The sequence below is a fragment of the Cytophagales bacterium genome (assembly GCA_033344775.1).
GTDB lineage: Bacteria > Bacteroidota > Bacteroidia > Cytophagales > Cyclobacteriaceae > JAWPMT01.
The window spans coordinates 260,808-285,097 of record JAWPMT010000004.1 but is presented as its reverse complement, the minus strand read 5'-3'; the positions used below and the strand labels follow the sequence as shown (position 1 = coordinate 285,097).

Here is a 24,290-nt window from a genome sequence, read left to right as displayed (position 1 = left end):
ATTTTTGTTAGCCGCCAATTGCAGAATTCCTCAGCCACACTCTTTGGCAGCTTTGGCTGAGGGGCTGGCATGTGACCTGAAAATGTCTATGGTGTATTAAAGTGCATTTCTTATTTTATTTATTTCGTAATCGATTAAGCCATGTTTTTTGAGTTGTTCATTGTTCATTCCACTTATGAATTGAACCAGTACTTCTGGTGCTCGACCTGAATTTAAGATATTGCTTAGTTTTCTAATTGCGGAGGAGGGAATGTCATACTCCATTAATGCAGCCAAATTAGGCGGTAGAAAGCCATGTTCAAGGTTGCTTGCTAGGAAGGTGTAATCACCCGTTGTATACGATGATACTCACTTGATGCTGATCGAAAACAAAACAGGGAATGTGCATCGCATAAGGCGTCTAAACATCTTCAATCAAGTGCTAGAGCGTTGGAATAACGAATTTCCACCAGATATTACAGGGCAGAAGATGAATAAGCGGCTACAAATAATTGGCGAGAAACTGGAATTAAATCGAATGGTCATTGTTAAAGAAGGTCCAACCCCTCTATTTAAAAAACTGACTTCCAAGGTTGGTAGAAAGACTTTCATTTCACAGTTGGTTATTGCAGGTGTACCGCATGATATCATCGCTAGTATAACCGATACATCAATTGATGTGATAAAGAAGCATTACGCGAAATCTTACTCTCAGGAACAGCTTGATGCTTACACTGAAAGACTAAATAACTTAAGGTAATATGAGTGAAATCTCAAGAGGTTCTGTAATGACCTATGTGGAAGTCAAGGAGAAACAAATAGGGGTTCCGATCCATGAAAAGGAATATCTGATGAAGTCAGAAGCCGCAATTTATGCCAACGTGAGCAGGTCAACTATTTACGGATGGATTGAGAAAGGATTTTTAACCCTACATAAGTATCCAGATATTGATAAACACTATCTACGCCGTAGTGAAATTGATCAGGCTTTGAAGCGAAATGAAACCACGCCGTACATTGAGTATCAAGTACCAGTCTACTACTCTGAAGCAATTCATATGGCAATGATAAGAGGTGAAGACCTTGATGAATTTTTAGAGTCTAAGGCAGGTTTAGATTTGATAGATAAGTGGGAGAAATTAGAAAAGAAATATGTAAATACAATCAAATCATTTAAATAGGTAGTTCCTCTCCAAATCACAATCACACTTTAAGCTTAGGTCCAGTCTGAAGTGGGAAGTAAAACTTAGTCAAAATCAAATTAGAACCCACTTTGAGGATAGTCCAAATTTTCAATGACAATTAAACACTATACTTTGAGGTAGATGTGATAAATAGTAACTTGGCTCAGGTTCACGAATGTTTTCGGCAAAGGATGAGATTCAAGTACATAGATCATAGGGATGGTTTTTTACAGAAAGTGATTGAACTTGGCGATCGCAATTCATCGACACTCGGGCATTTCACACGAGAAGCCTTCAAAGCTGTTGCAAAGAAGAAATGGATTTTGATCTGCCATGAGGGAGAATCGCTTCTAGGCTACATAATGTTCAGGGTTGTTCAAAAGAGCAATAGCTTAAGTATTACTCACCTATGCGTAAATGATGATTGTCGGGGAAAGGGTGTAGCTAATGAGTTAATCCGAAACTTGCGTAATAAATACGAGCCACAATTGAGGGGATTTGGTCTCAATTGCAGAGATGATTATTTCAATGCAAAAAGAGTCTGGAAGAGACTAGGATTCAAACCAATTAAAACCAAGAGAGGTAGAGGGAAAAGGGATTCAAATCTTTCACTTTGGTGGTTGGATTTTAATGCGCCGACCTTGTTTTCGGAGGATATTGAATCAGGAAAACAGAAAGCCCTAATCGACGCTAATATCGTTATTGATCTGCGAGACGAAACAGAAGGCAAGCCGTTCGTCAAGGCATTATTATCTGATTGGTTGATAGATGATGTAGATTATTATTTCGCCAATGAAATGTATTTGGAAATTGATGCTGATCCTAATACTGAGAGGAGAGAGAAAACAAGAGCTTTCATTAAAAGGAATTTCAAGAGAACGAAATTCAAACCAAGTGAATACGATTCAGTATTGACGTTCTTGAACTCAATAAAAGATTGTAAAAATGAAAATGACAAGGCCGACCTTAGACAAATAGGAGAGGCTGTATCTTCAGGATGTAGCTACTTTCTTACTCAGGATAGAGAAATTCAGAAATTGAAGGATCAACTTTTTGATAAGTATGGGATATACATAATGTCTCCTGATGAATTCTTAATAGAAATAGATAGCTTAATAAATTCCTCTAATTATCAGCCTGCTCGATTAGCTGGAACTAGCTATGAATTTGGATTAGTTCACTCGAAGGAATTGAATATGGCTGTTGATGAATTTTTGAAAAACAGCGAGGCAGAGAAAAAAACAGATTTTAAAAGTTCGGTTTCCAAACTTGTTTCAAATGGTAATGCCCACCTTAAAGTTGTAAAGCATGAAAGAACATTTTTTGGATTAATTGGCCTTATTGAAAAAGAAAAGGAATTGATAGTTGAGGTACTGAGGGTGGGTAATCACTACCTTTCAGATACACTCATGCAACAATTGTTGACTTACACAATAAGAAGGGCGGTATCAAGTAAAAAAGGAACAATCTTAATACTGGAAAAGTATCTAAATGATAATCAGATATCTATCATTAGGTCTTTTCAATTTCAGAAAGTGAATAACACCTGGAGAAGAGACCTAGTATGTGGTATTTATAATGATTTGAGTCTCATTCAGCAAATTGAGCAAGAAAATATCATAGTGGAGAATGGGTTGATTTTGAAGGATATGACTTTCCATCCCAAAATTGAAAGAGTTCTATTTCCTGTAAAATTGAGTAGCAATGAAGTTGACTGCTTTATAGTTCCTATCAAGCCATATTGGGCTGCACAACTATTCGATCATTTTTCTGCGGGCGCTTCACTTTTTAGCGCTAGACCAGAATTGTCATGGAATAAGGAAAATGTCTACTACAGAAGTGCTAATCCAAGGATAATCACGGGAGTAGGTCGAATACTCTGGTATATTAGCAACGACGATAGAGCACAAAGAAAGAAGTGTATTGTAGGTTCTTCATTCATTGAGAATGTGGATATTGATGAAGCCAAAACCTTGTTTATGAGATATAAGAGATTGGGTATTTATGAATGGAGAGATATTGAGAGGCTGACGAATAAGGATCATAGAAAGGAGATAATGGCAATCAAATTTGCGGATACTGAGTTATTTCCAAATGCAATCAATCTTAGCGAGGTACAAGGTCTAATCAATAGCGCTACAGGAAAACATTACACATTTCAATCGCCAGTTAGGATCAGTAATGATATATTTATTGAATTATATCGAATGGGGTTTAATCAAGAAATAATGGTGCATGAGTAAGATTCTTCTTATATCCATCAAGCCACAATTTGCTGAAAGAATATTCAGTGGTAACAAGTCAATTGAACTTAGGAAGACATCACCTAAAGTCAGCGAAGGTGATTTGATTTTGTTCTATGTTACTTCTCCTGAAAAAATGGTAAAGGGGATAGGAAGGGTAAAGGGATTAATTGAGGATACTCCAGCAAACATATGGTCCGAGTACCAGGAAACAGCAGGCATAGGTGAAGAATTGTACTTTGACTATTATCAAAATTCTAATCGAGCGATTGGAATCCTGTTGAAAGATGTAGTAGAGTTCAAAAAAACTGTGTCATTATCAGATATCAAGTCTACCTTTCCATCATTTGCTCCACCCCAATCATATAGATATCTTTCGAAATTTGACTTTCTTAGGAAATTCAGCCACTTCTCTGCTTAAAGCTTGGGTCCTTTCCATTAACTATGTTGTAGTTCCATTACCTTCATTTGTGGGATTTTATATTATCTAGTTAAGTACTATATTTAATTTGAGCAAGACGAGTATTTCGGATGGAATCAGTTTATGACTCTTATATCTTGATACTCCGACTTCCAATGCCTCCCAATGAAGAGACTGAAAATCCCACATTTGATAATAATTGTCTTATGCCTTTGGGTATTAACTGCTATTATTACATTTTCCTTTTATGGGTTTTTTCCAGAAGTCGAGAACCCTGGAACATTGGGTGATTCTTTTGGCGTGGCTAACTCACTTTTCACTGGCTTGGCCTTTGCCCTGTTGATCTACGGTACTTTCATTCAACAACAAGAACTAGCTGATCAAAAAGAAATATTGCGTGACCAGAAGGAAGTATTGAGCCTGCAGAAGGAGGAATTGGCGTTAACTAGAAAGGAATTAGAGCTTACTAGAGACGAGCTTTCTAAGACAGCCAAAGCTCAAGCCAAATCAACTGAACTTCTCGACATTCAAATTAAGAATGAAAGAGATAGAAGGAAAAGGGATATTATGCCTTCATTAACATTGAAATCGCCAAATGTTACTTCCGATAACTTTACTTTTGATCTAAAAGTCACAATAAATCCTTTAATACCGGTAGCTTTCAGTTATGATAAGAAATTAGGGTCCTTGGGGTATAAGGAATTTAATAGAAACTTGCTTTCTGTAGGGACTGGATTCAGCTGTCGCTTCACATGGCATTCAGGAGTGAAAATCCAAGAACGGTATAAGCTGAAACTTGAAATATTGTTTCTTGATATTGACCAGAATTCATACAATCAAGAAGTGACGATTCTACCGGTAAAAGGTTCAGATGGTTTTTTAAAAAGTGTTGTTAAAATATCCGTACCTGAATTACAAACAGAAGAATCGTAAGGTTTCCTGGTGATAGTGGCCTAAAACAATCTTGCAAAGTACTATATGCACCCGGCCTTGGGCAATTCTAGCAGAATCAATCTCTGAAATGCTAATTGTGCGATCTGTCACTTACTTCGATTTCTACGATCTCAAGAAATTGGAGGATCGTAATAAGTTCTTTGAGGTATACCCTGAATTCTTCTGGAAAATCTGACTTATTCACAAATTCTATTGAAAGCATCGTTAGAATTCGTCGGAACCTGTTGATTTCGATTTGGTCCAATAGTTCACCTAATTCGTCCACAATCATCTGTGTAACTTTTGAGCATCTTGGAGCTGAGAAAGTCTTATTTTGAACAGTCGATTTGTTTAGCATTTTTTGTATATAAGTAAGGTATATATTGATTCTTGAGATTGTAGGTGAATCTTTAATTCGGAGAAGCTATGACGAGTTCCCTATTGATTAACGGAACGTGGAAATTAGTTCGAATTCACTCTTCTCTTACTGAATGTATATACACCCTTTCACCGTACTTTTTTGGGCCTGATTCATAGTGTTTGTGGTACCTAATCCCAATAAAAACTTGTTCATAAGCTATTAGCAACTTCTTCTTGTCTAACGATTCAAGGTCTTCATGATTGCTTAGATACATTTTCACCAGGGATTCGACTTGGGTTTTGCCAATCCGATTGCTCATTACTTTTATATTCAATGAAGGTATTCCCTTTTTTATTCTTACAACACAGGTTGCGTCAGTTATGGGATCGCCATATCGTGATTTTTCCCGGATAAAGTCAATGGGGGCAGTAAAGGAAACCGTAGTATACCTGCTTTGCCCTCCATGGTTTGTCAAAAGCTTTGGTTTGGATTGGAGTTGAAATAATGAGAGCTGATTTCTTAGGTTTTCCGAAACAGGAAATACCATGGAAAGCGGGTCTAACATTTTCGTTCCACGCTCTTTGTATTTATGAAAAATGATCTCTATGCTATCCTTTAGAATCAAACGTTGATTTTGGTCAAAGTATAATTGGGCGGTGAACTGAATATAACTGTCTTCCAGAATGTCACCTTCTTTAAGAACATTGGATTCTCCATACTGAGGGTTTGTTGAGGCATGTGTCGGAGGACTGTAAGTTCGATAGAAATAAAGGATTTGTTCTTTCTGGAATTTGTGATTATTTGATACGCTGGGATTTTGCAGCCCAATATCAATGAGCTTGAAAATTTTTTCAGCCAATTGGAATCCCATTTTGTTACCTCCTAAAGATGGAGCTTTCTCCATGTCACTGAGCGCGTAGAAATCTTTTTTCGGACCTTCATAGTGGAATTGAGCTTTAGACTCAATTAGTACGGTTAAACTGAATAGAATTAAAAGTGTGCTTTTCATGATAGAATGTGGTTTTGTGCTAAGAATAGCATTATAAGTAGATTATTAGCGATAACGTACTAATCTACTCATAAAGTAAAAATGAGGATTATAGTCCTCATTTAAAAATTATCTATGGCAATATTTTGCCACCCGTGGATAAACTCGCGACGATCTTTGGAAATATCCTTAGAGAGGAAAGAAAACAGAAAGGAATGAGTCAGGAGAAACTTGCGAATCTTTGTGATCTTGACCGGTCATACATTTCGAGGATTGAGAGGGGAATCATTAGTCCTACAGTGAAAAGCCTGTTTGTGATTTGTGCGGCCCTAGAAGTTGAACCAGCGGATTTTGTGTCTAAGATTTCAGTGCAGTTGTAGTTCAGGGACATAGTATAATTGAAAATTGAGTAAACATTTTGAATTGATTCAATGAATGAACGCCAAAAGGGTTTTTATGCCCAATTAGGTAAACTCTCCGTAAACTTCGCAATAATGGAGTATAAGTTGCGTGTAATACTTAACTACCTGATTGGGGCAGAGGATGAGCTGATTGCTGCTACAATTACTGAAAATAACAACTTATACGGTACTATTGAATTAATCAAAAAAGTAAATCGAATTAAGTCGTTTCAAGAAGAGCGAATGACGGAACTCCTAAATAGAATAAGCAACATTAAATCTGATAGAAACTTCTTCATTCACGGTATTTGGCATGATCCGATTGAAATAGAAAATGACATAAGCATTGTCTGTGATAATCGAAAAATAAAATATCGGGAATTGCCAACTATTGATGGGACTGCTAGAAGTTGGCAATTCAACAACCCAAAAACCTATAAACTTTCATTTCTAATAGAATTGACATCCAATATTGAAGATATCATCAATACCGAGGATCAAATGATAGAGGAGCTAGAAAAGGAAACATGGTAAAGGGATAGCATTCTTTCAGAATTACCATGTTAGTTTTCTCCACAAAGTGAAATCATTTACTAAGTATTCTATATTTTCATTACGGCACTCCATCTAAAATCATCGAAAGAGGGGCCCTGATCAAGTTTTTGAAAATTGGACTTGCTTGACAGATAATTAATTTGGTTGGCCTGACTTTAACTAAAGTCATTCAACTCTGGGAAGTCAATACTTGGCTCAATCCCTTTAAAGATTTCATACTTCAGCAACATTGATCGGTTCATGCCTTCCATTTCTGTTACCAACCAGATAATCAACTTCTCCTGGTCTGACAGTTGTGCCTTTAGGAATTTCGGATACTGAGAAAAGTCCGACTGTGGATTGTTGGTCGTAGTGTAGTCTAGGTACTCCAGGATTTGAGACAAGTGAGATAGATGTTTCTTGAAGTCTGACCTAAACCCTACGTAAAATTGGAAAAATGCGAGTTTCACATGACATGATTTACTCTTATCGATATTGAAGTTGTTAAGCAGTTCGAACTTGTGTGTCTCAATACCTTCTTCGTATTTCTTGTTGAAATAATTCAGGTATTTTGCCTTTAGGTCATTGGGGTCGGTGTTGGAAAATTTTGGTAACTGCTCATAAAAGTCCTGAGTGATTGCTAAAGCACGGGCAAAGAATCTGTTACCGGCATGCGTCTTTTCTTCAATATCTTTCTTTGAGCCTGATGTCTTTGTTCGTATGGTATCGACAAACAATGAGTTTACTATATCGTTTTGGGCTTTCAGAAGGTTGAAAAAGGTATTGTCAAACTTTTGGAGGTTGAATACCTGTCTAGTTTCCTCAAGCTCTTGCCTCTGTAGTTTGAACTCCGCGATCTGTTGTTTCAAGACATCCTGATTGATTTTAAGGTCTTTTCTCTGTTCGGTAAGAGCAACGTAGAACAGAATAACACCGGCCAATGCCCATATTGATCCTACCAGACCCCCAATAAAATCACCGAATTGGCCGAATTTCTCTTTATTGATTGTCCCGGTTGCCGATAGTTGAAGTTCATTCCATAGGAACAGCAGAAGACCCAGGGCGATCAAGAATATACCAAGGAAGACAAGAATCAAACTTGCTTTTTCACTAAACAACTTCTGAATGGGGGTAGTTTTTTTCATAGGGAATTATGATTCTGAACGTTTGAAAAAGGGGGACGGTCCTTCGTCCCCATGGTTTTACCGGTTATGGATCCTCAAAGAACCACAAGGCCCAACGCAACAATTCCTTGATTGCTGGTTTGAGCCAGAATGGGGTTCTAGGGGAATCCTGAAACTTACGTTTCATGATATACCTCCTTTCTTTATTGATCATAGCCCCGATACCCTAGGCCACAATCATTTCATAAATGAAAAGAAAGTCCGAAATTGCTTTTGCCGTTGCTTCGGTGTGACTACTTTTGAATTGCTAAAAACATAGAGTCACACAAAAGATTCTGCAAAAGGTCTTGGTATCAGCCGGACCTTTTTTCCTGTCTATCCAAATTTCGACAATACCAAGGGCAATTTCCAAACAAATAGTTTTACACCTACAAATCAATCCATAGCGTGTGGATAACTATATAATTCACTGGTTATTAGTTAGTTATACATACAAATGGAACCGTTATATTAAGCGTTTTAGCTAAAATTGCCAGATTGACCCTTGAATTAAAACATTGAATAAAGTTATCCACAGGTATATTAAATTTAGTTGGTCTTGATTCTTGCTTTTTTAATCATTTTTGTTCCATAGTTCTCTGTTTGGGTTTTAGGCGCACGCTGTGGGCATTGATAGTTTAGTTGGGTTGTTGGTTGGTACTACGCGGCGGCCTATCGGCCTTGCAATACAGGACTGTCGTCCCGCCCTTCGGGTTCTTCTTTTACCCCCTCGTGCCTCGGGGGTTGACTCACTTTTGTTTTGTATGAATATCAGAAGGTGTTATGCGGCGCTTCGCTTGCAGTTTCGGACTATCGTCCGACCCCTGACTGGGGATTACTTTGGCCCTGGCGAGCCTTAAATTTTCAGATATAACTATTTATGATTTTATTCTCTATGAAATTCTTGTAAGTCGTTGATAATTAAATGAGTAAAATTATATTATTTATAACGTGATAGTCCACTAGCCTCTAGCAGTTAATATGGATTTAATTTATCCTCCACATAGACAAGGGTTTTCCTTTTGAACCATTCAGACTTTATCGACTTCCTTTTTACTGGTTTGAATAATTGCTTGATAATCTTATCAAACAGAAATCTTTTATTTGCTGGGTTATCAAAGCCGCCTTGAATCAATATACGGGTGTCTCTTTCAATACCCATGTATGACCGAAGTACCCTGTTGAATTGTTCCCCTTTAGGTTTTTGAATAATTCTGGCTTCGATCCTAATGAGGTTTGGTTGTTTCTGGTAGATACAGACTGAAACTTGACTTGACTCTAATGATTTTGCGTTAAACAAGTAAAAACCGTCGTTATGATCAGGGTGCCTCTCTTTAGTCCATCGTGGAGGTGTTTCAACGTATTTAAAGAAATCGTCAATGGAATCGGAAGTTTCAATGTTAATCGCCTGATCAATACGTGAAATCTTATTGTACTTAAGGGCGAGTTCCATCCCTGAAGGCTCGAAATCATCATAATTATCGGGATCATACTCGTATTTCTTTATTGTTAATTCGAAAAAATTGATACCAAGAAGCCCCTTAATGATCTTTGTGCATTGCTTTATTCTCCTTTCATCTCTTAGATATAGGTTATTTCCAAAAAGTAGGCTGCCAGGAGAGAAAATGATTGTGCAGGGATGGGTGTCAGTGCCCTTGTAGCCTTTGATCGTCCTCATATTGATATGAAAATGGCCGTGCGGCAGATAAATAGTATAAACGAAATCACAGTTGTCGCCTGGCCGCTTGTGATAGGATGGCTCTTCTGGATACTCATTGGGTGGTAGTATCTGAGGAATACGTTTAATTCTCCTTTTTTTTAGCTGCGATTCGGTGTAATAGGCGCCGGTTATGGATATTTTGTCGTTTCCTGGGCTGAAAATTTCTGATTCTATTGGAGGAGTAATGGAATAAGGTGTCCCATCGGGGTAATGATAGTGAAAATTGCTTTCACTGTCTGTGTATGAATTTGATAATTCTGGTTTTCTTTCAATTTTTTGTTTGTATCCTCTAATTAATTCTTTTAATCCAGAATATTTATCTTCTAAAGGTTTTGTGGATGCCGGGTCTTGAAGTAATTTTGTGCTCATGCTTACGGGTTTTAGTGCCTTGTGGGTGTGTCGATATTGAACGTATAACAAATGGTCCCAAATTCTTCCCACGGATTGGGACCGTTTTTTGATTAGTAACCGATCTTGTTCAGTTTGAAAAGTCCATGTCTTCCATGGGCCATCTCATATCGCTTTTTCCTTCTGTTGTTTTGAAGTAGTTGTTCGAATGCTGCACAAAATTACGGAATCGAATTCCGTAGAAAAAACTTTTATAAACCTTTATTTTCTTGCTATACGTGCTTGAAATGCACTTTTTGAATGAAAAATAAGTAAAATTTAGTTTGCAAAAGTCAGGGAAATCGTGTGTTTTCAATTTTCATGCATATAACGTATATGTGATTTGTTTTACTATTATGAATATGAGTTTTTGTCTTAGAAAGTGCTACACTCTAGTAGGGCTTATGGGACATAAACAGTACTGATTTAATTAACTTCGATTGTGGGGCTGATTCAGGCTCTCCACGTCACGATCTTTACGGTTTTGGGATAGACAACTTTAGTCTAAAAAGTAACGACAGAAGGGCTTATAATTGGTGGCTGGAGGTTAATCAGTCTCTCTGTCTATATTCTCGTTCTTATTGACGATCTTTATTCGTAAAAGTGGGCTACGAAATTGAAATGTTTGACAAATGTTTGACTTTTCTTTTCAAGCCTAAACAAAAAGCCCCTCTATACGCGATAGAGAGGCTTCACTTGTGCACTCGGAAGGATTCGAACCCTCAACCCCCAGAGCCGAAATCTGGTATTCTATCCAGTTGAACTACGAGTGCTTTTTCACTCTCGTACAATTGTCCCAAAACTAAATCTGGTATTCTTCGCGTCGGCGAACCGTCCAATTGAACTACGAGTGCTGAAAAACGGATTGCAAATATATACGTTTACGGGAATCTCAATATGGCAAAGTGATTTTATCGCATAATTTAAAGAAGATTACCCGGCAGAAACCAACCTTGGACAAATGACCTTCCCTAAATAGCATAAAAAAAGCCACCCTTGGCGGTAGCCTTTTCCTAAACCTAATTTTTATGAAGAAGAATAATTAGTACTCTGATTCGTTTTTATGTGTCATTGTTCTTCTTGTGGAATAGACATATCTATCTGCGAAAAAGAAGAGCAATAAGGCGGCAAAACCCATGGCTAATGACAACCAGGGATTATCCGGGAATAGTGAAATGTGTTCGTAGTTCATGGCGGGTCGAGTTTTAATTCCTCACTACGAAGATAGAAATCACCTCAGCCTGTCACAATACCAGAAAAGTGGTATTTTTCATGAGTCCAGGCCCCAAAATGGGGTATAAAAAGCTAATAAGTAGGGGATTAAACCTGAGAGATTAATATAGACCCTTAAAGAAACCTGTCAAATACAAAGGTGATTTGACCGTCTTGCGATGTGCGGGTGATTCGATGACCATCATTATCGATGCTTACAATGTCCCAAACGCTCGTTTCTCCAAAAATGGTAATGGTAAGCTGCGTTTCATCAACACTAAGGATCCAGGTACCTGTATCGCCTGGAGGATCCGTGGGGTTACACGTTGTGTTGCCTTCATTTTCAGTATAGCGGCCGCCGGGGAAATATCGAATAGTATTGTCAGTAATACATTCATCTAAAATGATGGTGCCATTGATCTCGAACAGGTCAATTTCTGCGGAGGAAATGAAATAACTACGCCCTTCTTCGTCTTCACCTGCAAGAATTTCAGCGCGTGTAAGTTCACGATCAAATCCTTCTTCCGAGCATGATATCAGAAAGAACAGAAAGAAAATCGTACAAAGCAAAATAAGCGTTTTGAAGAGCTTCATATCCTTGGCGTTTCCTGTAAGTCAATGCGTTACGCCAATACCCCCAAAACTGCTTATTAGTTTTTTAATAGAAAGTCTTTGAATCTTTCAAAAGAAGTATCCATTTGATCGGCTACTTTCTGCTTTTTCATCAACTCCTTGGTGAATTCTGGAAGCTCATATGCGGGCTGTACTTTTTCCACGACATTCAGAAATTTGCATGGATGTGCAGTTTCAAGAAAGATTCCTGTCTCATCGGGTTGAATTTTTTCTTCCAGAGCTTGATAGCCAATAGCTCCGTGAGGATCTGCCAGGTATTCATTTTGCTCAAGACAAGCTTTCATAGCGGCCAGGGTTTGTGAATCGTTGAGGGTAAATCCGGAAATCAATTTTGTCATGGCAGAATAATCTGAATGACATAGTTCAAGCATCCTTGGGAAGTTGCTGGGTTTGCCTACATCCATGGCGTTCGAATAGGTAGCCACGGTTGGTAACGGCTCATATTTTCCATTCACCAAGTATCGGGGAACAACATCATTCGCGTTACTCGAAGCAATAAAGCGTGAAATAGGTGCACCCATTTTGTAAGCAAGCATTCCTGCAGCAAGGTTTCCGTAGTTTCCACTGGGAATGGAAAACACCAGATTTTCACGATCAGCTAGTTGAGCACAGGCCCATAAGTAATATATGGATTGTGGAATCCAGCGTGCGATATTGATAGAATTTGCTGAAGATAAATTCAGGCTTTGATTCAATTGTTCGTCGAGAAAGGCTTCTTTGACTAGTTTTTGACAATCGTCGAAAGTACCATCTATTTCTAATGCATGGATGTTTTCTCCTAAGGTAGTCAACTGTTTTTCCTGCAATTCACTGACTTTCCCTGAAGGGTATAAGATGATCACCTTTACACCAGGAACTTTATAGAATCCGGCGGCCACTGCTCCTCCCGTATCACCAGAAGTCGCAACCAATATGGTGACTTCTTTGTTTGATCCTTCGTTGAAGTAACCAAGGCAACGGGCCAAAAATCGAGCCCCCACATCTTTGAAAGCATACGTAGGGCCATGGAATAACTCCAGGCTAAATACATTTTCCCTGACCGGAACTACTGGTAGTTCAAAGGAAAAGACATCTTCAACGATTTCCAGCAATCGGTTTTCAGGAATGTCCGGAGTACAAAATGACTTTAATGTTTCAAAAGCAATTTCATGAAGGCCGATATCTTTTCGTGTCAGTGTTTCCTGGATGTTTGGTATCTCCGAAGGGAAGTAAAGCCCATTATCAGCAGGTAAACTTTTGATGACTCCCGTTTTGAAATCGACGGATGGTGATTGGCGATTGGTGCTGTAAAACTGCATTATTCGATGATATGGGTTCCTTTTGGATTGATTTTGGAAATATGAAAGAAAGAATCGATGCTTAGGCGATTATAAATGTCTCGGATTTCGTCAATTCCTGCTTTGGCCTCAGATTCGTTGCGATAGAAGCTGAACATGCTAGGCCCCGATCCTGAAATATTGAACCCGAGTGCGCCGTTTTTCAGAGCAATCTCTTTTACATCTTCATAGTGTGGGATTAGGTTTTTACGCACAGGTTCTGCTACAACATCCACTAAAGATCGTTCAATCAACCCCCAGTCTTTCTTCATTAAACCGGCAGTAAGTCCTGCAACATTTCCCCACTGTTCACGGGCCTTGTTCAGGCTAATGGTATCACCAAGCATGCGTTTTGCTTCAGCGGTCTTTACCTGAACTTGCGGAAATACGATTAGTATTACCAATTCTTCAGGATAGTCTATCTGAAACACATCAACATCTGGCTCACAACTTCTTACGATCGTAAAACCTCCCAACATGGCAGGTGAGACATTATCCGCGTGCGCAGACTGTGAGGCAACGATTTCGCCAGCCATGGCATTTTGGATCAATTCGGATTTGGTGAAAGGATTGCCCAAAAGTGCATTTGCTGCAAAAGCCGCTCCGGCAGCACTCGATGCACTGGAACCCAGGCCACTTCCTGGGTTTACATTCTTGTGGATTTCAATATCAAACCCCTGAGTGGAATGAATTCGTTCCAAAAGACTTGAAATAGCCACTGTAGCCACGTTCTTGTCAGGACTCAATGGAAGTTCTGCTCCTGATACTTTGGTGATTACCAATTTGCTGTCGTTCCTTTTGGTAAGGGTGATCTCATCACCGATATCATAGAGCGCAAATCCGAAAATGTCATACCCACAAGCGACATTCGCGACGGATGCTGGAGAAAAAACTTTGATACTATCCATGATCAATTCAGGCTGACTTTTAGAATGTCTGCAAATATGCCGGAAGCTGTTACATCTGCACCAGCACCAGCACCTTTTACAACCAGAGGCTGTTTGGGATATCGATTGGTGAAGAACAAGACAATGTTGTCCATGCCTTCCAGGTGATAAAACGGGTGACTTTCTTCCACTGCTTCAAGTCCTACTTTTGCGCCTTCCGGAGTAAAAGAAGCAACTACTCTAAGTTTTTTACTACCACTAGCAGCTTCTTCATAGAGGGTCTTGAAGTGAGATTCTGTTTTTGTGACTTCCTCATAGAAATCATCTATGGTATCTGCGGCGTGACATGCTTCAGGCAGAAAGGAATCCAACTTTACATCTTCCATTTCCCAGGCATAGCCACTTTGACGAGCAAGAATCAAGATCTTTCTTCGTACATCTTCTCCGAAAAGGTCCAGTCGGGGGTCGGGCTCCGTCAATCCAAGCTCCTTGGCTTCTTTGATGATTTCAACGAATTGCCGGGACCCATCATAGGTATTGAACAGGTAATTCAAGGTGCCGGACAGAACGGCTGCAATTTTATGAACCTTGTCACCGCTTCTGATCAGATCACCTAACGTCGAAATAACAGGAAGTCCCGCGCAAACATTGGTTTCGAATAGGTAGTGTACGTTGTGCCTCGCTGCAGCATTAAGCAAGACCTGATAGTTCTCCCATGGACTTGTGGCCGCAATCTTATTGGGGGTTACTACGGAAATACTATTTTTCAACGCGTGGTTGTATAATCCGGCAATGTCACTATTGGCCGTGATGTCGATGAAAATACTATTTCGTAGATTCATCGTGTGCATGGTATCCATAAATGTTGTCGCATGGAAAGCTTCACCCTCACCCAATGCATCCTCCCAGTTTTCAAGGTCGATTCCTTCCTCCTTAAAGATCATTTTCCTGGAATTCGCCATACCTGCAATCAACACTTTGGTGTTGTGCTCTGCTAACAGGTAATCGTATTGCTGCTGCACCTGACTGATAAAAGCCTTCCCAACATTACCTACACCAATAATGAATAGGTGTATCCGTTTTCGTGAGGATAGGAAGAAACTCTCATGCAATACATTAAGTGCTTTTTTGAGATTCTTTTGTGGAATTACTGCTGAAATGTTCCGTTCCGAAGATCCCTGAGCGATCGCTTTGACGCTCACACCGTTCTTGCCTAGAACATGGAACATTTGGCCACTTACACCCACCTGATTTCGCATATTAGATCCAACTAACGCGAGGATAGCAAGTTCTTTTTCTACTTCAATTTCACTGATCTTGTTTGTTTGGATCTCATAGGCAAATTCCTTCTTCAACGACTTCAAAGCTTTCTTTAATTCTGATTCCGAAATCGCTGCACAAATGGAATGCTCGCTTGAAGCTTGGGTGATCAGAATAACATTTACTTTTTGAGCAGCAAGTGCCTGGAAGAATCGATTGGAAAATTCGGGTATTCCAACCATGCCAGCACCTGTAAGATTGATCAGCGAAACATTCTTAATACTGGAGATTCCACGGATCAGTTCCTTATCCTCATCCCACTCTCGGGTGATCAGCGTACCAGTATCCTCGGGTGCAAAGGTATTTTTGATACGGATAGGAATGTCTTTTGATAAGGCGGGCTGAATACTAGGAGGATAGATGACCTTGGCCCCGAAGTGTGACAATTCCATGCCTTCTTCATATGAAATATGCTCGATGACTTTCGCCTGGGGAACCAGATTTGGATCAGCGGTAAGCAGACCACTAACGTCAGTCCAGATCTCCAATTCGGTGGCATTCATGAAGTTGGCTAAGAGTGCCGCAGAATAATCGGAACCTCCACGCCCCAGCGTAGTGGTTACACCTTCAAGGGTAGAGGCGATGAATCCGGGAAACAAGAGTACTCGGGACTCTGTTTTGATCTCTTTAATTTTCTTGAAACTCAATTCAAAATCTACTGCTGTTTCGCCAACCTCTGGATTGACGATGATGAAATCCCGGCTGTCATAGAGGTCAACGGAAACGAATGTTTCAAAGTAAGTAGAGATGATGTAGCTGGACATACGTTCACCGAAACTCATGACGTAAGCATTGCTCTTGGTCGTCAGTTCTTGTAATAAGGAAATCCCATGACAAACCTCTTTCAGCAGTTTAACACCTTTTTCGATTGGCGTAGCGTTTCCACCGGGCACCAGTGTTTCGAATACATCCAGATGTTGTGCTTCTAATTGAGCGATGATCTCAAGGTAGCTGTCCTTTCCAGCGGCAGCCTCTGTTGTGAGTTCCTCCAATCGATTGGTGACACCACTGAATGCAGATACAACTACCGCTAATTGATCTGTTTTGGATTGATCAGCGATGATCTCGCCAACTTGTTTGATTGCACTGACGGAACCTACGGATGTCCCGCCAAATTTTAAGACTTTCATGTTTAATAGTCCTTGAAAGGCCTTTGGGGTAAAAGGCTTTGATTTTTTTATTGCTTAATATGGGTCTAGGTTGAATGTAGTGTAACGCAGAAAGCTATAGAAAGATTGCCTATGCGTTTTTAAACCAAATAATTCATCAAATCGGGTTGTTCATTGAGGTATTCGCCGAAAAAATTACGTTCATGCATCCTTTTCAGTAACGGCTCAAAATCTCTGCTATTCTTGAGTTCAATTCCGATCAATGCAGGACCTTTTTCCCGACTCGTTTTCTTGGTGTATTCGAAATGGATGATGTCGTCATTGGGGCCAAGCACGTCAGCTACGAATTCTTTCAGCGCACCTGCTCTTTGAGGAAAGCGGATGATGAAATAGTGCATCAGCTTTTCATAGAGTAATGACCGCTCGCGAATCTCTTCTGTACGTGTAATGTCGTTGTTACTCCCTGAAAGTAAACAGACTACCGATTTGCCTTTGATCTCTTCTTTGAAATCATCCAGAACAGCCACCGACAAACAACCGGCCGGCTCCAACACGATACCGCTTTCGCTGTACATCTGAATCAGCGTAGAGCATACCTTTCCTTCGTCTACTAGTCGCACTTCATTCAGATGTTCGTAGCAGATAGGGAAGGTTTTATCGCCGACTTTCTTGACTGCCGCACCGTCCACGAATTTATCGATCTTGTCCAGCTCAACAACTTCTTTGGCTTCAAAAGACCGGTACATGGCCGGAGCATTCAGGGGTTCCACACCAATGATTTTGGTTTTCGGGCTCATCAACTTCACGATGCTGGATACACCAGCAGAAAGCCCACCTCCACCTACAGGTAGAAACAAATAATCAATGTGGAACTTACTTTGGTCCAGGATTTCGAGACCAACTGTGGCTTGTCCTTCGATTACCTTTTCATCATCGAACGGATGGATGAAGGTAGCTTCTTCCTGATCACAGATCGCCATGGCGGCCTTATATGCATCATCAAAAGTATCTCCGGTAAGGATCACTTCAACCATGTCTTTCCCAAACATCTTGACTTGTTGTACTTTCTGTTTAGGGGTAGGAGCAGGCATAAAGATCTTTCCTTTCACCTGTAGAAGTTTACAAGAAAGCGCCACACCTTGTGCATGGTTACCTGCACTGGCACAAACAATGCCTTTTTTCAGACTTTCCTTTGGAAGAGAAGTGATCTTGTTATAGGCACCTCGGATCTTATAAGATCTTACGACCTGGGTGTCTTCTCTCTTCAGATAGATCTGACTATCAAATTGTTCACTCAGGTTGAAACTGTGTTGTAATGGCGTGTCATTGATGACATCTTTCAGCTTATTGGAAGCTGCTTTTACATCACTGATCTGCGGAAAATACACTTCTGATTCGACGGTATCCATGGAATGTTGCTTTGTTCCCCACCTTTGGCGCACTTCGATAAACTAAGCATGGCAAAGGTGGGGTTAAGCGTTTAAATTAAGCGTTTTCAGGACGGAGCTTGCGCACTGTAGCGCCAGCTTGCCACATTTCGGAATCCTGAAGTTCTTTCAGTTCTTCTTCCAGTTTCTCTCTGTAATCTGCCTTTTGATTCGCCTCGATGGTGATTCTGGCCTCATTGCCAGTTTCTACACTATCGTAAAGCTCTTCGAAAACAGGAGCCACTGCATCTCTGAATTTCTTCCACCAATCCAATGCACCACGTTGTGCAGTAGTAGAGCAGTTGGCGTACATCCAGTCCATGCCATTTTCAGCGACTAAAGGATAAAGCGATTGTGTTGCTTCTTCCACAGTTTCGTTGAATGCCTCAGAAGGAGAGTGTCCTCTTTTTCTTAACAAGTCGTACTGGGCAGCGAACAGTCCCTGAATCGCTCCCATCAGGCTGCCACGCTCTCCGGTAAGGTCCGAGTAAACTTCTTTTTGGAAATTGGTTTCGAATAAGTAACCAGATCCTACTCCGATACCTAATGCAATTACTCTATCGCGAGCTTTGCCAGTCGCATCCTGGTGAATGGCGAAGCTAGAGTTCAAACCTTTGCCAGCTACGAAAAGTCGACGTAAGGAAGTTCCTGAGCCTTTTGGTGCTACCAGGATCACATCTACATCTTCTGGCGGAACAATGCTGGTTTGATCCTTATAGGTCACGCCAAATCCATGTGAGAAGTATAATGCATCCCCTGGCTTCAGTTTGCTCTTGACCATCGGCCATAGAGCAATTTGACCTGCATCGGAGAGTAAATACTGAAGTACCGTTCCACGCTCGGCTGCTTCTTCCAACTCAAAGAGTGTTTCTCCTTCAACCCAACCATCGGCTAATGCCTTGTCCCAGGTTTTGGAATCTTTCCGCTGCCCCACAATCACATTGAAGCCATTGTCTCTCAGGTTAAGTGCCTGACCTGGACCCTGAACACCGTATCCTAAGATTGCGATGGTTTCATCTTTCAGTACTTCCCTGGCTTTTTCAAGCGGGAATTCCTCACGGGTAACAACTGTTTCTTCCGTACCTCCGAAATTAATCTGTGCCATTTTTCTAAAAATGTGTTTACAAAAACTGTTTAATAATCTTTAATGCTTAATTGATTGGATCTGGTCTCCTCCAGTTCCTTGATGAAGGCCTCTGTCTTACGTTTGGATTTTGAGATGGCCACTCGACCAGATCTGACAAACTCCAACAAGCCATAAGGCTCCAATTCTTTGTATAATCGATGGGTTTCTTCTTTATGCCCCGTTTTTTCAATTACTATGTGATCTTTTTCGATCACGAGGATTCGCGCGCCACTGTTCCTGACCAGGTTTTCAATGGTGTTACCATTGAGGAAAATGTCCGTAGGTACCTTGTACAATGCGATCTCCTGATAGTAGATCTCGTCATCTTCGTAGACGAAGGCTCCCAATACATCTATGAGTTTTCTGATCTGCTTTACGACCTTTTCGGCCTGATCTCTGGTGCTGGTAATGACGATGCTGAATCGACTCAAACCAGGAACCTCAGTGACAGAAACATTGAGACTAACAATGTTGATCTTCCTTCTGGTGAAGATGATCGTAATGTGATTGAGAAGACCGGATTTGTCCTCCGTCAGGACGGATAGCGTGTAATCTTTGATTTGCTGTTCGTCGCTACTTTCGCTGTATATTAAGTTACTCATGGGGATTTAGGACAATCGGATCTCAGAAACAGATGCCCCGGAAGGCACCATTGGGAATACATTTTCTTCTTTTTCTACCACTACTTCGAGTAAGTAAGGGCCTTCATGGTTCAAGAAATCATCCATGGCTCCGGATAAGTCATCACGTGCCTCAACTTTGTTGCAAGCAATACCATACCCTTGAGCAATCAGCTGAAAGTCAGGGTTGACCAGCTCTGTGGAGGAATACCTTTTGTCAAAGAATAATTGCTGCCACTGACGCACCATTCCAAGGAAATTGTTATTGAGGATGAGCACTTTGACTCCAATTTGATATTGGAAGATCGTCGCCAATTCCTGAATGGTCATTTGGAAGCCTCCGTCGCCAATGACGGCTACTACCTGCTTATCAGGTTGTCCCGTTTTTGCTCCTAAAGCGGCAGGCAAAGCAAAGCCCATGGTGCCCAATCCTCCGGAAGTAACATTGGTCCGCGTGTCTTTGAACTCGTAATAGCGGCTAGTCACCATTTGGTGCTGTCCTACGTCGGTAACAACGATAGCCTTACCTTCAGATTTCTCTGAAAGTAATCGGATCACTTCTCCCATTTTGATTTCATCTGTCGTCGGGAAAAGCTCATTGGTGATGACCTTTTCAGTTTCTTTTTCGTCACATGCTTTAAACTCAGCAATCCAATCGGTATGCTGTCTTTGCTCCACTAAAGGAATCAAACCGTGAAGGGCAGCTTTTGCATCTGCATTGATGGCTACATCTGTTTTCACATTCTTATCAATCTCTGCCGGGTCGATTTCGATGTGTATGACTTTTGCCTGCTTGGCATACTTGTTCAAGTCTCCGGTTACACGGTCATCGAATCGCATGCCTACAGCAATCAGCAGATCACATTCATTGGTCTTGATGTTAGGACCATAATTGCCATGCATACCGAGATACCCGACATATTGTGGATGATCCACTGGCACTGCAGAAAGTCCCATTAGAGTACTTGCTGCAGGAATGCCGGTTTTTTCCATGAAGGTCTTTAGCTCTTCCTGAGCACCTGAGATCAATACACCTTGTCCGATCAATAAGAAAGGCTTTTTGGCTTCATTGATCAACGCAGCGGCTTCAGCAACTTTATCTTCCTTCAGGATCGGGTAGGGGTGGTAGCTACGGATCTTCTCGCACTTTTTGTAGCTATATTCCATCTCTCCAAACTGCGCGTCTTTCGTGATGTCGATCAGAACTGGTCCAGGTCTCCCGGAATTGGCAATGTAAAACGCTCGGGCAATCGCCCATGGAATTTCTTCTGGTTTGGTTACCTGATAATTCCATTTTGTGACTGGCATGGAGATTCCGATCACATCTGTTTCCTGAAATGCATCTGTACCTAACAAGTGAGACGGCACCTGGCCTGTGATACAGACGATCGGTGTAGAATCGATCTGTGCATCCGCAATCCCAGTGATCAGGTTAGTAGCCCCTGGACCAGAGGTAGCAAAGCATACCCCAGTTCTTCCACTGACTCGGGCAAATCCCTGAGCGGCATGCGCTGCTCCCTGCTCGTGGCGAGTGAGCATGTGCGTAAGTCGGTCCTGAAATTTGTAAAGCTCGTCGTAAATAGGCATGATGGCACCACCGGGATACCCAAAGATTGTCTCTACACCTTCTTCCAACAGCGATTGTAGCACTGCCTCAGATCCCGTCATTTTTCTTTTCTCTACCATCTTCTTTTGTTCGATCGATAAGGTTGAAGTGTTCATGCTACTCGTCGGTTACACATCCTTCTGAAGCCGAGGCCACAGACTTGATGTATTTTCTCAATATTCCTTTCTCACCTTTGTAAGGAGGCTGTTTCCATGCTGCTTTACGTACCGCCCATTCCGCATCGGTGAGTTTTACATTCATTTCGTTTTTGACTGCATCGATAGAGATGATGTCACCATCTTTAAGCAAGGCCAGCGGTCCTCCTTCTTGAGACTCTGGGGTTATGTGTCCCACGACAAACCCATGAGATCCCCCAGAAAAGCGTCCATCGGTTATCAAAGCCACATCTTTTCCAAGTCCGGCACCCATTACGGCGCTGGTAGGCTTGAGCATTTCCGGCATGCCCGGAGCTCCTTTTGGGCCAGACTGACGAATGACAATGACTTCCCCTTTTTGTACTTCTTTACCGATTCCCTCTATTGCCTCGAACTCGTCATCATAGATGCGTGCAGGGCCTTCAAAGTATTCTCCTTCTTTTCCCGTGATTTTAGCTACAGAACCTTCAGGAGCCAGATTGCCATATAGAATCTGTAAGTGCCCTGTTTTTTTGATCGGCTTGTCAAAAGTCAGGATCACGTTTTGTCCGGCTTTTAATTCAGGAGCAGCCGCCAGATTTTCTTCCAGTGTTTTTCCTGTTACGGTCATGCAACTTCCATCCAGGTAGTTCTCTTTGAGCATGTACTTCATGACTGCAGGGGTACCACCGACCAGATGCAGGTCTTCCATCAAGTATTCGCCGCTAGGCTTCAGATTAGCAATGAAAGGGGTTTCATCACTGATGCGCTGAAAGTCATCCAGTGTAATGTCCACATTAACTGCCTTTGCCATGGCAATGAGGTGCAATACGGCATTTGTACTTCCTCCGGTAACCATGATCACTTTGATTGCATTTTCAAATGCGGCCTTAGTCATGATGTCCTTAGGTCGTAAGTTCTTCTCCATCAGGTTTTTGATGGCCTGACCTACGGAAACACTTTCGGTTTGCTTGTCCTTACTTTCAGCAGGATTAGAGGAACTAAAAGGCATGCTCATTCCCATGGCTTCAATGGCTGAAGACATGGTATTGGCCGTATACATGCCTCCGCAGGCGCCAGGACCAGGAATGGCATTTTGAATGATGCCTTTATAATCTTCATCTTCAATCGTACCCGCTAGTTTTTTCCCGTAAGCTTCAAAAGCAGATACGATATTCAGATCTTCATTTTTCCACTTACCCGGTTTCACGGTTCCTCCATAAACCATCAGACTCGGTCGGTTGAGCCGACCCATGGCCATGAGTGCACCAGGCATGTTTTTGTCACATCCTACGACTGTAACCAGAGCATCATAGAATTGGGCATTACATACGGTTTCGATGGAATCGGCAATGATATCCCTGGACATGAGTGAGTATTTCATGCCGGTAGTACCATTAGAAATACCATCGCTAACACCAATGGTATGGAAAATGAGACCAACCAGATCTGCTTCACGGACTCCTTTTTTTACCTGATGTGCCAAGACGTTCAGGTGCATGTTGCAGGGATTACCTTCAAAGCCAGTGCTTACAATACCTACCTGGCCTTTTTTCATATCCTCTTCAGTCAGTCCGGTGGCGTAGAGCTGCGCTTGCGACGCAGGTTGACTGACATCCTGAGTGATGATCTTACTGAATGGGTTAAGTTCTGTTGACATTTATGTTTAGTGGATATTAAAGGATTGGAAGTCCTTCAAATTCATCGAATCGAACACGTTGCTGGTAGATGAAGTGCAGGTTGTAGGAAGCTGAATCCTCCCAGTTGCCTCGCATCACTTCACCATTGATAGAGTGGATCTTACTGATCTCAGAAGCTGTACCACAGAAAAATGCTTGATCTGCATCGTATAATTCTTCAACTTCAATGTCTTTTTCGACGACCCGAATGTCAAGCTCTTTGCACAGATCGATCAGGTATTCTCGTGTAATACCCGGGAGTATATTCCCTTTTTTGGGTGTATACAGCACATTGTCTTTTTCATAGAAGAAGTTGCTTACCGGCCCTTCAGCGACATTCCCATTGGCATCCAGCAAAAGTGCTTCATCATAGCCCAGATGCCTGGCCTGAGCTGACACCAGTGTTGCCGAGGAGTAGTTGCCCACCACCTTCGCTTCGATAGGAATGGCTTTAGCGCTTGGTTTACGGTATTCCGATACCATGACTTCCAGAGGCTTCAATCCATTGTATTTGGACCATTGCCATGCTGCCATGAATACATGTACTTCGTCAGTTGGCTTTAGCATCATGTCCTGACCTGCATACACCAACGGGCGGATATATGCATCTGTCAGATTGTTCTTTTCCAAAAGATCATATGCGATCTGGGTGAGTTCTTCAGAAGAATAGGGAAGCTTCAAGTGCATTTTCTGTGCAGAACGATGCAGCCTTTCGAAATGCGAGTGTGCTTTAAAGATTTTGAACGATCCTTCGCTTCGGTATGATCTTATACCCTCCAGTACGCCTGTGCCGTAATGCAATGCCTGATCAAAAAGGCTTGTTTTGGCATCTCTGGCTTTGATCCAATTGCCGTCGAAGAAAACTATGGTATCGTCTGTGTAGTACATATTATGGTACATAAAAAAC

Annotated in this window: 21 protein-coding genes and 1 tRNA gene; 7 read left to right on the top strand and 15 right to left on the bottom strand. The window is 41.3% G+C overall.

Annotated elements, in window-relative coordinates:
• Positions 1 to 355: 355 nt before the first annotated feature.
• From R8G66_10200 to R8G66_10180, 5 genes are all read left to right on the top strand, one after another.
• Positions 356 to 739 carry a hypothetical protein gene (locus tag R8G66_10200; GenBank protein MDW3192729.1) on the top strand — a complete coding sequence of 128 codons (384 nt, stop codon included), beginning with the start codon at positions 356 to 358 and terminating at the stop codon, positions 737 to 739.
• Position 740: 1 nt separating this feature from the next.
• Positions 741 to 1,160, top strand: a complete 420-nt coding sequence (locus R8G66_10195; GenBank protein ID MDW3192728.1) for a hypothetical protein — start codon at positions 741 to 743, stop codon at positions 1,158 to 1,160.
• A 194-nt stretch (positions 1,161 to 1,354) separates the two neighbouring features.
• Complete coding sequence (locus R8G66_10190; protein ID MDW3192727.1) at positions 1,355 to 3,406, top strand: GNAT family N-acetyltransferase; 2,052 nt, start codon at positions 1,355 to 1,357, stop codon at positions 3,404 to 3,406.
• Positions 3,399 to 3,827 carry a DUF3850 domain-containing protein gene (locus R8G66_10185; protein MDW3192726.1) on the top strand — a complete coding sequence of 143 codons (429 nt, stop codon included), beginning with the start codon at positions 3,399 to 3,401 and terminating at the stop codon, positions 3,825 to 3,827. The genes R8G66_10190 and R8G66_10185 overlap by 8 nt, the downstream gene beginning before the upstream one ends.
• A 165-nt stretch (positions 3,828 to 3,992) precedes the next feature.
• A complete protein-coding gene (locus R8G66_10180) occupies positions 3,993 to 4,760 on the top strand; it encodes a hypothetical protein (GenBank protein ID MDW3192725.1) in 768 nt (255 codons plus the stop codon).
• A gap of 473 nt (positions 4,761 to 5,233) precedes the next feature.
• Here the strand turns inward: R8G66_10180 and R8G66_10175 are convergent, their stop codons facing one another.
• The gene (locus R8G66_10175; GenBank protein ID MDW3192724.1) at positions 5,234 to 6,130 is read right to left on the bottom strand and encodes a hypothetical protein; all 897 of its coding nucleotides are present in this window, start codon (positions 6,128 to 6,130) and stop codon (positions 5,234 to 5,236) included.
• 134 nt (positions 6,131 to 6,264) lie between these two features.
• On the opposite strand from R8G66_10175, the gene R8G66_10170 reads away from it, so the two are divergent.
• Both R8G66_10170 and R8G66_10165 read left to right on the top strand, forming a co-directional pair.
• On the top strand, positions 6,265 to 6,489 hold the full coding sequence (locus R8G66_10170) for a helix-turn-helix transcriptional regulator (GenBank protein MDW3192723.1): 225 nt from the start codon (positions 6,265 to 6,267) through the stop codon (positions 6,487 to 6,489).
• 51 nt (positions 6,490 to 6,540) lie between these two features.
• Positions 6,541 to 7,044 (top strand): hypothetical protein, encoded by a 504-nt coding sequence (locus tag R8G66_10165; protein MDW3192722.1) that lies wholly within the window; start codon positions 6,541 to 6,543, stop codon positions 7,042 to 7,044.
• Positions 7,045 to 7,220: 176 nt separating this feature from the next.
• Here R8G66_10165 and R8G66_10160 read toward each other — a convergent pair whose 3' ends face one another.
• From R8G66_10160 to ilvE, 14 genes are all read right to left on the bottom strand, one after another.
• Positions 7,221 to 8,189: a putative phage abortive infection protein gene (locus tag R8G66_10160; protein MDW3192721.1), complete on the bottom strand. Its 969-nt coding sequence runs from the start codon at positions 8,187 to 8,189 to the stop codon at positions 7,221 to 7,223.
• A 994-nt stretch (positions 8,190 to 9,183) separates the two neighbouring features.
• The gene (locus R8G66_10155) at positions 9,184 to 10,296 is read right to left on the bottom strand and encodes a hypothetical protein (protein MDW3192720.1); all 1,113 of its coding nucleotides are present in this window, start codon (positions 10,294 to 10,296) and stop codon (positions 9,184 to 9,186) included.
• 717 nt (positions 10,297 to 11,013) lie between these two features.
• A tRNA-Arg gene (locus R8G66_10150) sits at positions 11,014 to 11,087 on the bottom strand.
• A gap of 269 nt (positions 11,088 to 11,356) precedes the next feature.
• Positions 11,357 to 11,506 (bottom strand): hypothetical protein, encoded by a 150-nt coding sequence (locus tag R8G66_10145; protein MDW3192719.1) that lies wholly within the window; start codon positions 11,504 to 11,506, stop codon positions 11,357 to 11,359.
• A 155-nt stretch (positions 11,507 to 11,661) separates the two neighbouring features.
• The gene (locus tag R8G66_10140) at positions 11,662 to 12,120 is read right to left on the bottom strand and encodes a hypothetical protein (GenBank protein ID MDW3192718.1); all 459 of its coding nucleotides are present in this window, start codon (positions 12,118 to 12,120) and stop codon (positions 11,662 to 11,664) included.
• Between the two features lie 56 nt (positions 12,121 to 12,176).
• On the bottom strand, positions 12,177 to 13,457 hold the full coding sequence (gene thrC / locus R8G66_10135; protein MDW3192717.1) for a threonine synthase: 1,281 nt from the start codon (positions 13,455 to 13,457) through the stop codon (positions 12,177 to 12,179).
• Complete coding sequence (locus tag R8G66_10130; GenBank protein MDW3192716.1) at positions 13,457 to 14,383, bottom strand: homoserine kinase; 927 nt, start codon at positions 14,381 to 14,383, stop codon at positions 13,457 to 13,459. The genes thrC and R8G66_10130 overlap by 1 nt, the downstream gene beginning before the upstream one ends.
• 2 nt (positions 14,384 to 14,385) lie before the next feature.
• Positions 14,386 to 16,812 carry a bifunctional aspartate kinase/homoserine dehydrogenase I gene (gene thrA, locus R8G66_10125; protein ID MDW3192715.1) on the bottom strand — a complete coding sequence of 809 codons (2,427 nt, stop codon included), beginning with the start codon at positions 16,810 to 16,812 and terminating at the stop codon, positions 14,386 to 14,388.
• Positions 16,813 to 16,931: 119 nt separating this feature from the next.
• Positions 16,932 to 18,200, bottom strand: coding sequence for a threonine ammonia-lyase IlvA (gene ilvA / locus R8G66_10120; GenBank protein ID MDW3192714.1), 1,269 nt, complete (start codon positions 18,198 to 18,200; stop codon positions 16,932 to 16,934).
• A gap of 76 nt (positions 18,201 to 18,276) precedes the next feature.
• A complete protein-coding gene (ilvC, locus tag R8G66_10115; protein MDW3192713.1) occupies positions 18,277 to 19,323 on the bottom strand; it encodes a ketol-acid reductoisomerase in 1,047 nt (348 codons plus the stop codon).
• Between the two features lie 29 nt (positions 19,324 to 19,352).
• The gene (gene ilvN / locus R8G66_10110) at positions 19,353 to 19,946 is read right to left on the bottom strand and encodes an acetolactate synthase small subunit (protein MDW3192712.1); all 594 of its coding nucleotides are present in this window, start codon (positions 19,944 to 19,946) and stop codon (positions 19,353 to 19,355) included.
• A 6-nt stretch (positions 19,947 to 19,952) separates the two neighbouring features.
• Positions 19,953 to 21,686 carry a biosynthetic-type acetolactate synthase large subunit gene (gene ilvB, locus R8G66_10105; protein MDW3192711.1) on the bottom strand — a complete coding sequence of 578 codons (1,734 nt, stop codon included), beginning with the start codon at positions 21,684 to 21,686 and terminating at the stop codon, positions 19,953 to 19,955.
• 1 nt (position 21,687) lies between these two features.
• Entirely contained in the window at positions 21,688 to 23,364 is a 1,677-nt protein-coding gene (gene ilvD / locus R8G66_10100) for a dihydroxy-acid dehydratase (GenBank protein ID MDW3192710.1), read from the bottom strand.
• A gap of 16 nt (positions 23,365 to 23,380) precedes the next feature.
• Entirely contained in the window at positions 23,381 to 24,271 is an 891-nt protein-coding gene (gene ilvE, locus R8G66_10095; protein ID MDW3192709.1) for a branched-chain-amino-acid transaminase, read from the bottom strand.
• Between the last annotated feature and the right edge of the window lie 19 nt (positions 24,272 to 24,290).

Excerpts from the sequence above, each read along its gene's own strand:
- R8G66_10130 (MDW3192716.1), bottom strand. The coding sequence starts at position 14,383 with ATGGATAGTATCAAAGTTTTTTCTCCAGCATCCGTCGCGAATGTCGCT.
- ilvA (MDW3192714.1), bottom strand. The coding sequence starts at position 18,200 with ATGGATACCGTCGAATCAGAAGTGTATTTTCCGCAGATCAGTGATGTA.
- R8G66_10200 (MDW3192729.1), top strand. The coding sequence starts at position 356 with ATGCTGATCGAAAACAAAACAGGGAATGTGCATCGCATAAGGCGTCTA.
- R8G66_10155 (MDW3192720.1), bottom strand. The coding sequence starts at position 10,296 with ATGAGCACAAAATTACTTCAAGACCCGGCATCCACAAAACCTTTAGAA.
- R8G66_10185 (MDW3192726.1), top strand. The coding sequence starts at position 3,399 with ATGAGTAAGATTCTTCTTATATCCATCAAGCCACAATTTGCTGAAAGA.
- R8G66_10145 (MDW3192719.1), bottom strand. The coding sequence starts at position 11,506 with ATGAACTACGAACACATTTCACTATTCCCGGATAATCCCTGGTTGTCA.
- R8G66_10180 (MDW3192725.1), top strand. The coding sequence starts at position 3,993 with ATGAAGAGACTGAAAATCCCACATTTGATAATAATTGTCTTATGCCTT.
- thrA (MDW3192715.1), bottom strand. The coding sequence starts at position 16,812 with ATGAAAGTCTTAAAATTTGGCGGGACATCCGTAGGTTCCGTCAGTGCA.
- ilvE (MDW3192709.1), bottom strand. The coding sequence starts at position 24,271 with ATGTACTACACAGACGATACCATAGTTTTCTTCGACGGCAATTGGATC.
- ilvC (MDW3192713.1), bottom strand. The coding sequence starts at position 19,323 with ATGGCACAGATTAATTTCGGAGGTACGGAAGAAACAGTTGTTACCCGT.
- ilvD (MDW3192710.1), bottom strand. The coding sequence starts at position 23,364 with ATGTCAACAGAACTTAACCCATTCAGTAAGATCATCACTCAGGATGTC.
- R8G66_10175 (MDW3192724.1), bottom strand. The coding sequence starts at position 6,130 with ATGAAAAGCACACTTTTAATTCTATTCAGTTTAACCGTACTAATTGAG.
- R8G66_10160 (MDW3192721.1), bottom strand. The coding sequence starts at position 8,189 with ATGAAAAAAACTACCCCCATTCAGAAGTTGTTTAGTGAAAAAGCAAGT.
- ilvN (MDW3192712.1), bottom strand. The coding sequence starts at position 19,946 with ATGAGTAACTTAATATACAGCGAAAGTAGCGACGAACAGCAAATCAAA.
- R8G66_10165 (MDW3192722.1), top strand. The coding sequence starts at position 6,541 with ATGAATGAACGCCAAAAGGGTTTTTATGCCCAATTAGGTAAACTCTCC.
- thrC (MDW3192717.1), bottom strand. The coding sequence starts at position 13,457 with ATGCAGTTTTACAGCACCAATCGCCAATCACCATCCGTCGATTTCAAA.
- R8G66_10140 (MDW3192718.1), bottom strand. The coding sequence starts at position 12,120 with ATGAAGCTCTTCAAAACGCTTATTTTGCTTTGTACGATTTTCTTTCTG.
- ilvB (MDW3192711.1), bottom strand. The coding sequence starts at position 21,686 with ATGAACACTTCAACCTTATCGATCGAACAAAAGAAGATGGTAGAGAAA.
- R8G66_10190 (MDW3192727.1), top strand. The coding sequence starts at position 1,355 with ATGAGATTCAAGTACATAGATCATAGGGATGGTTTTTTACAGAAAGTG.
- R8G66_10195 (MDW3192728.1), top strand. The coding sequence starts at position 741 with ATGAGTGAAATCTCAAGAGGTTCTGTAATGACCTATGTGGAAGTCAAG.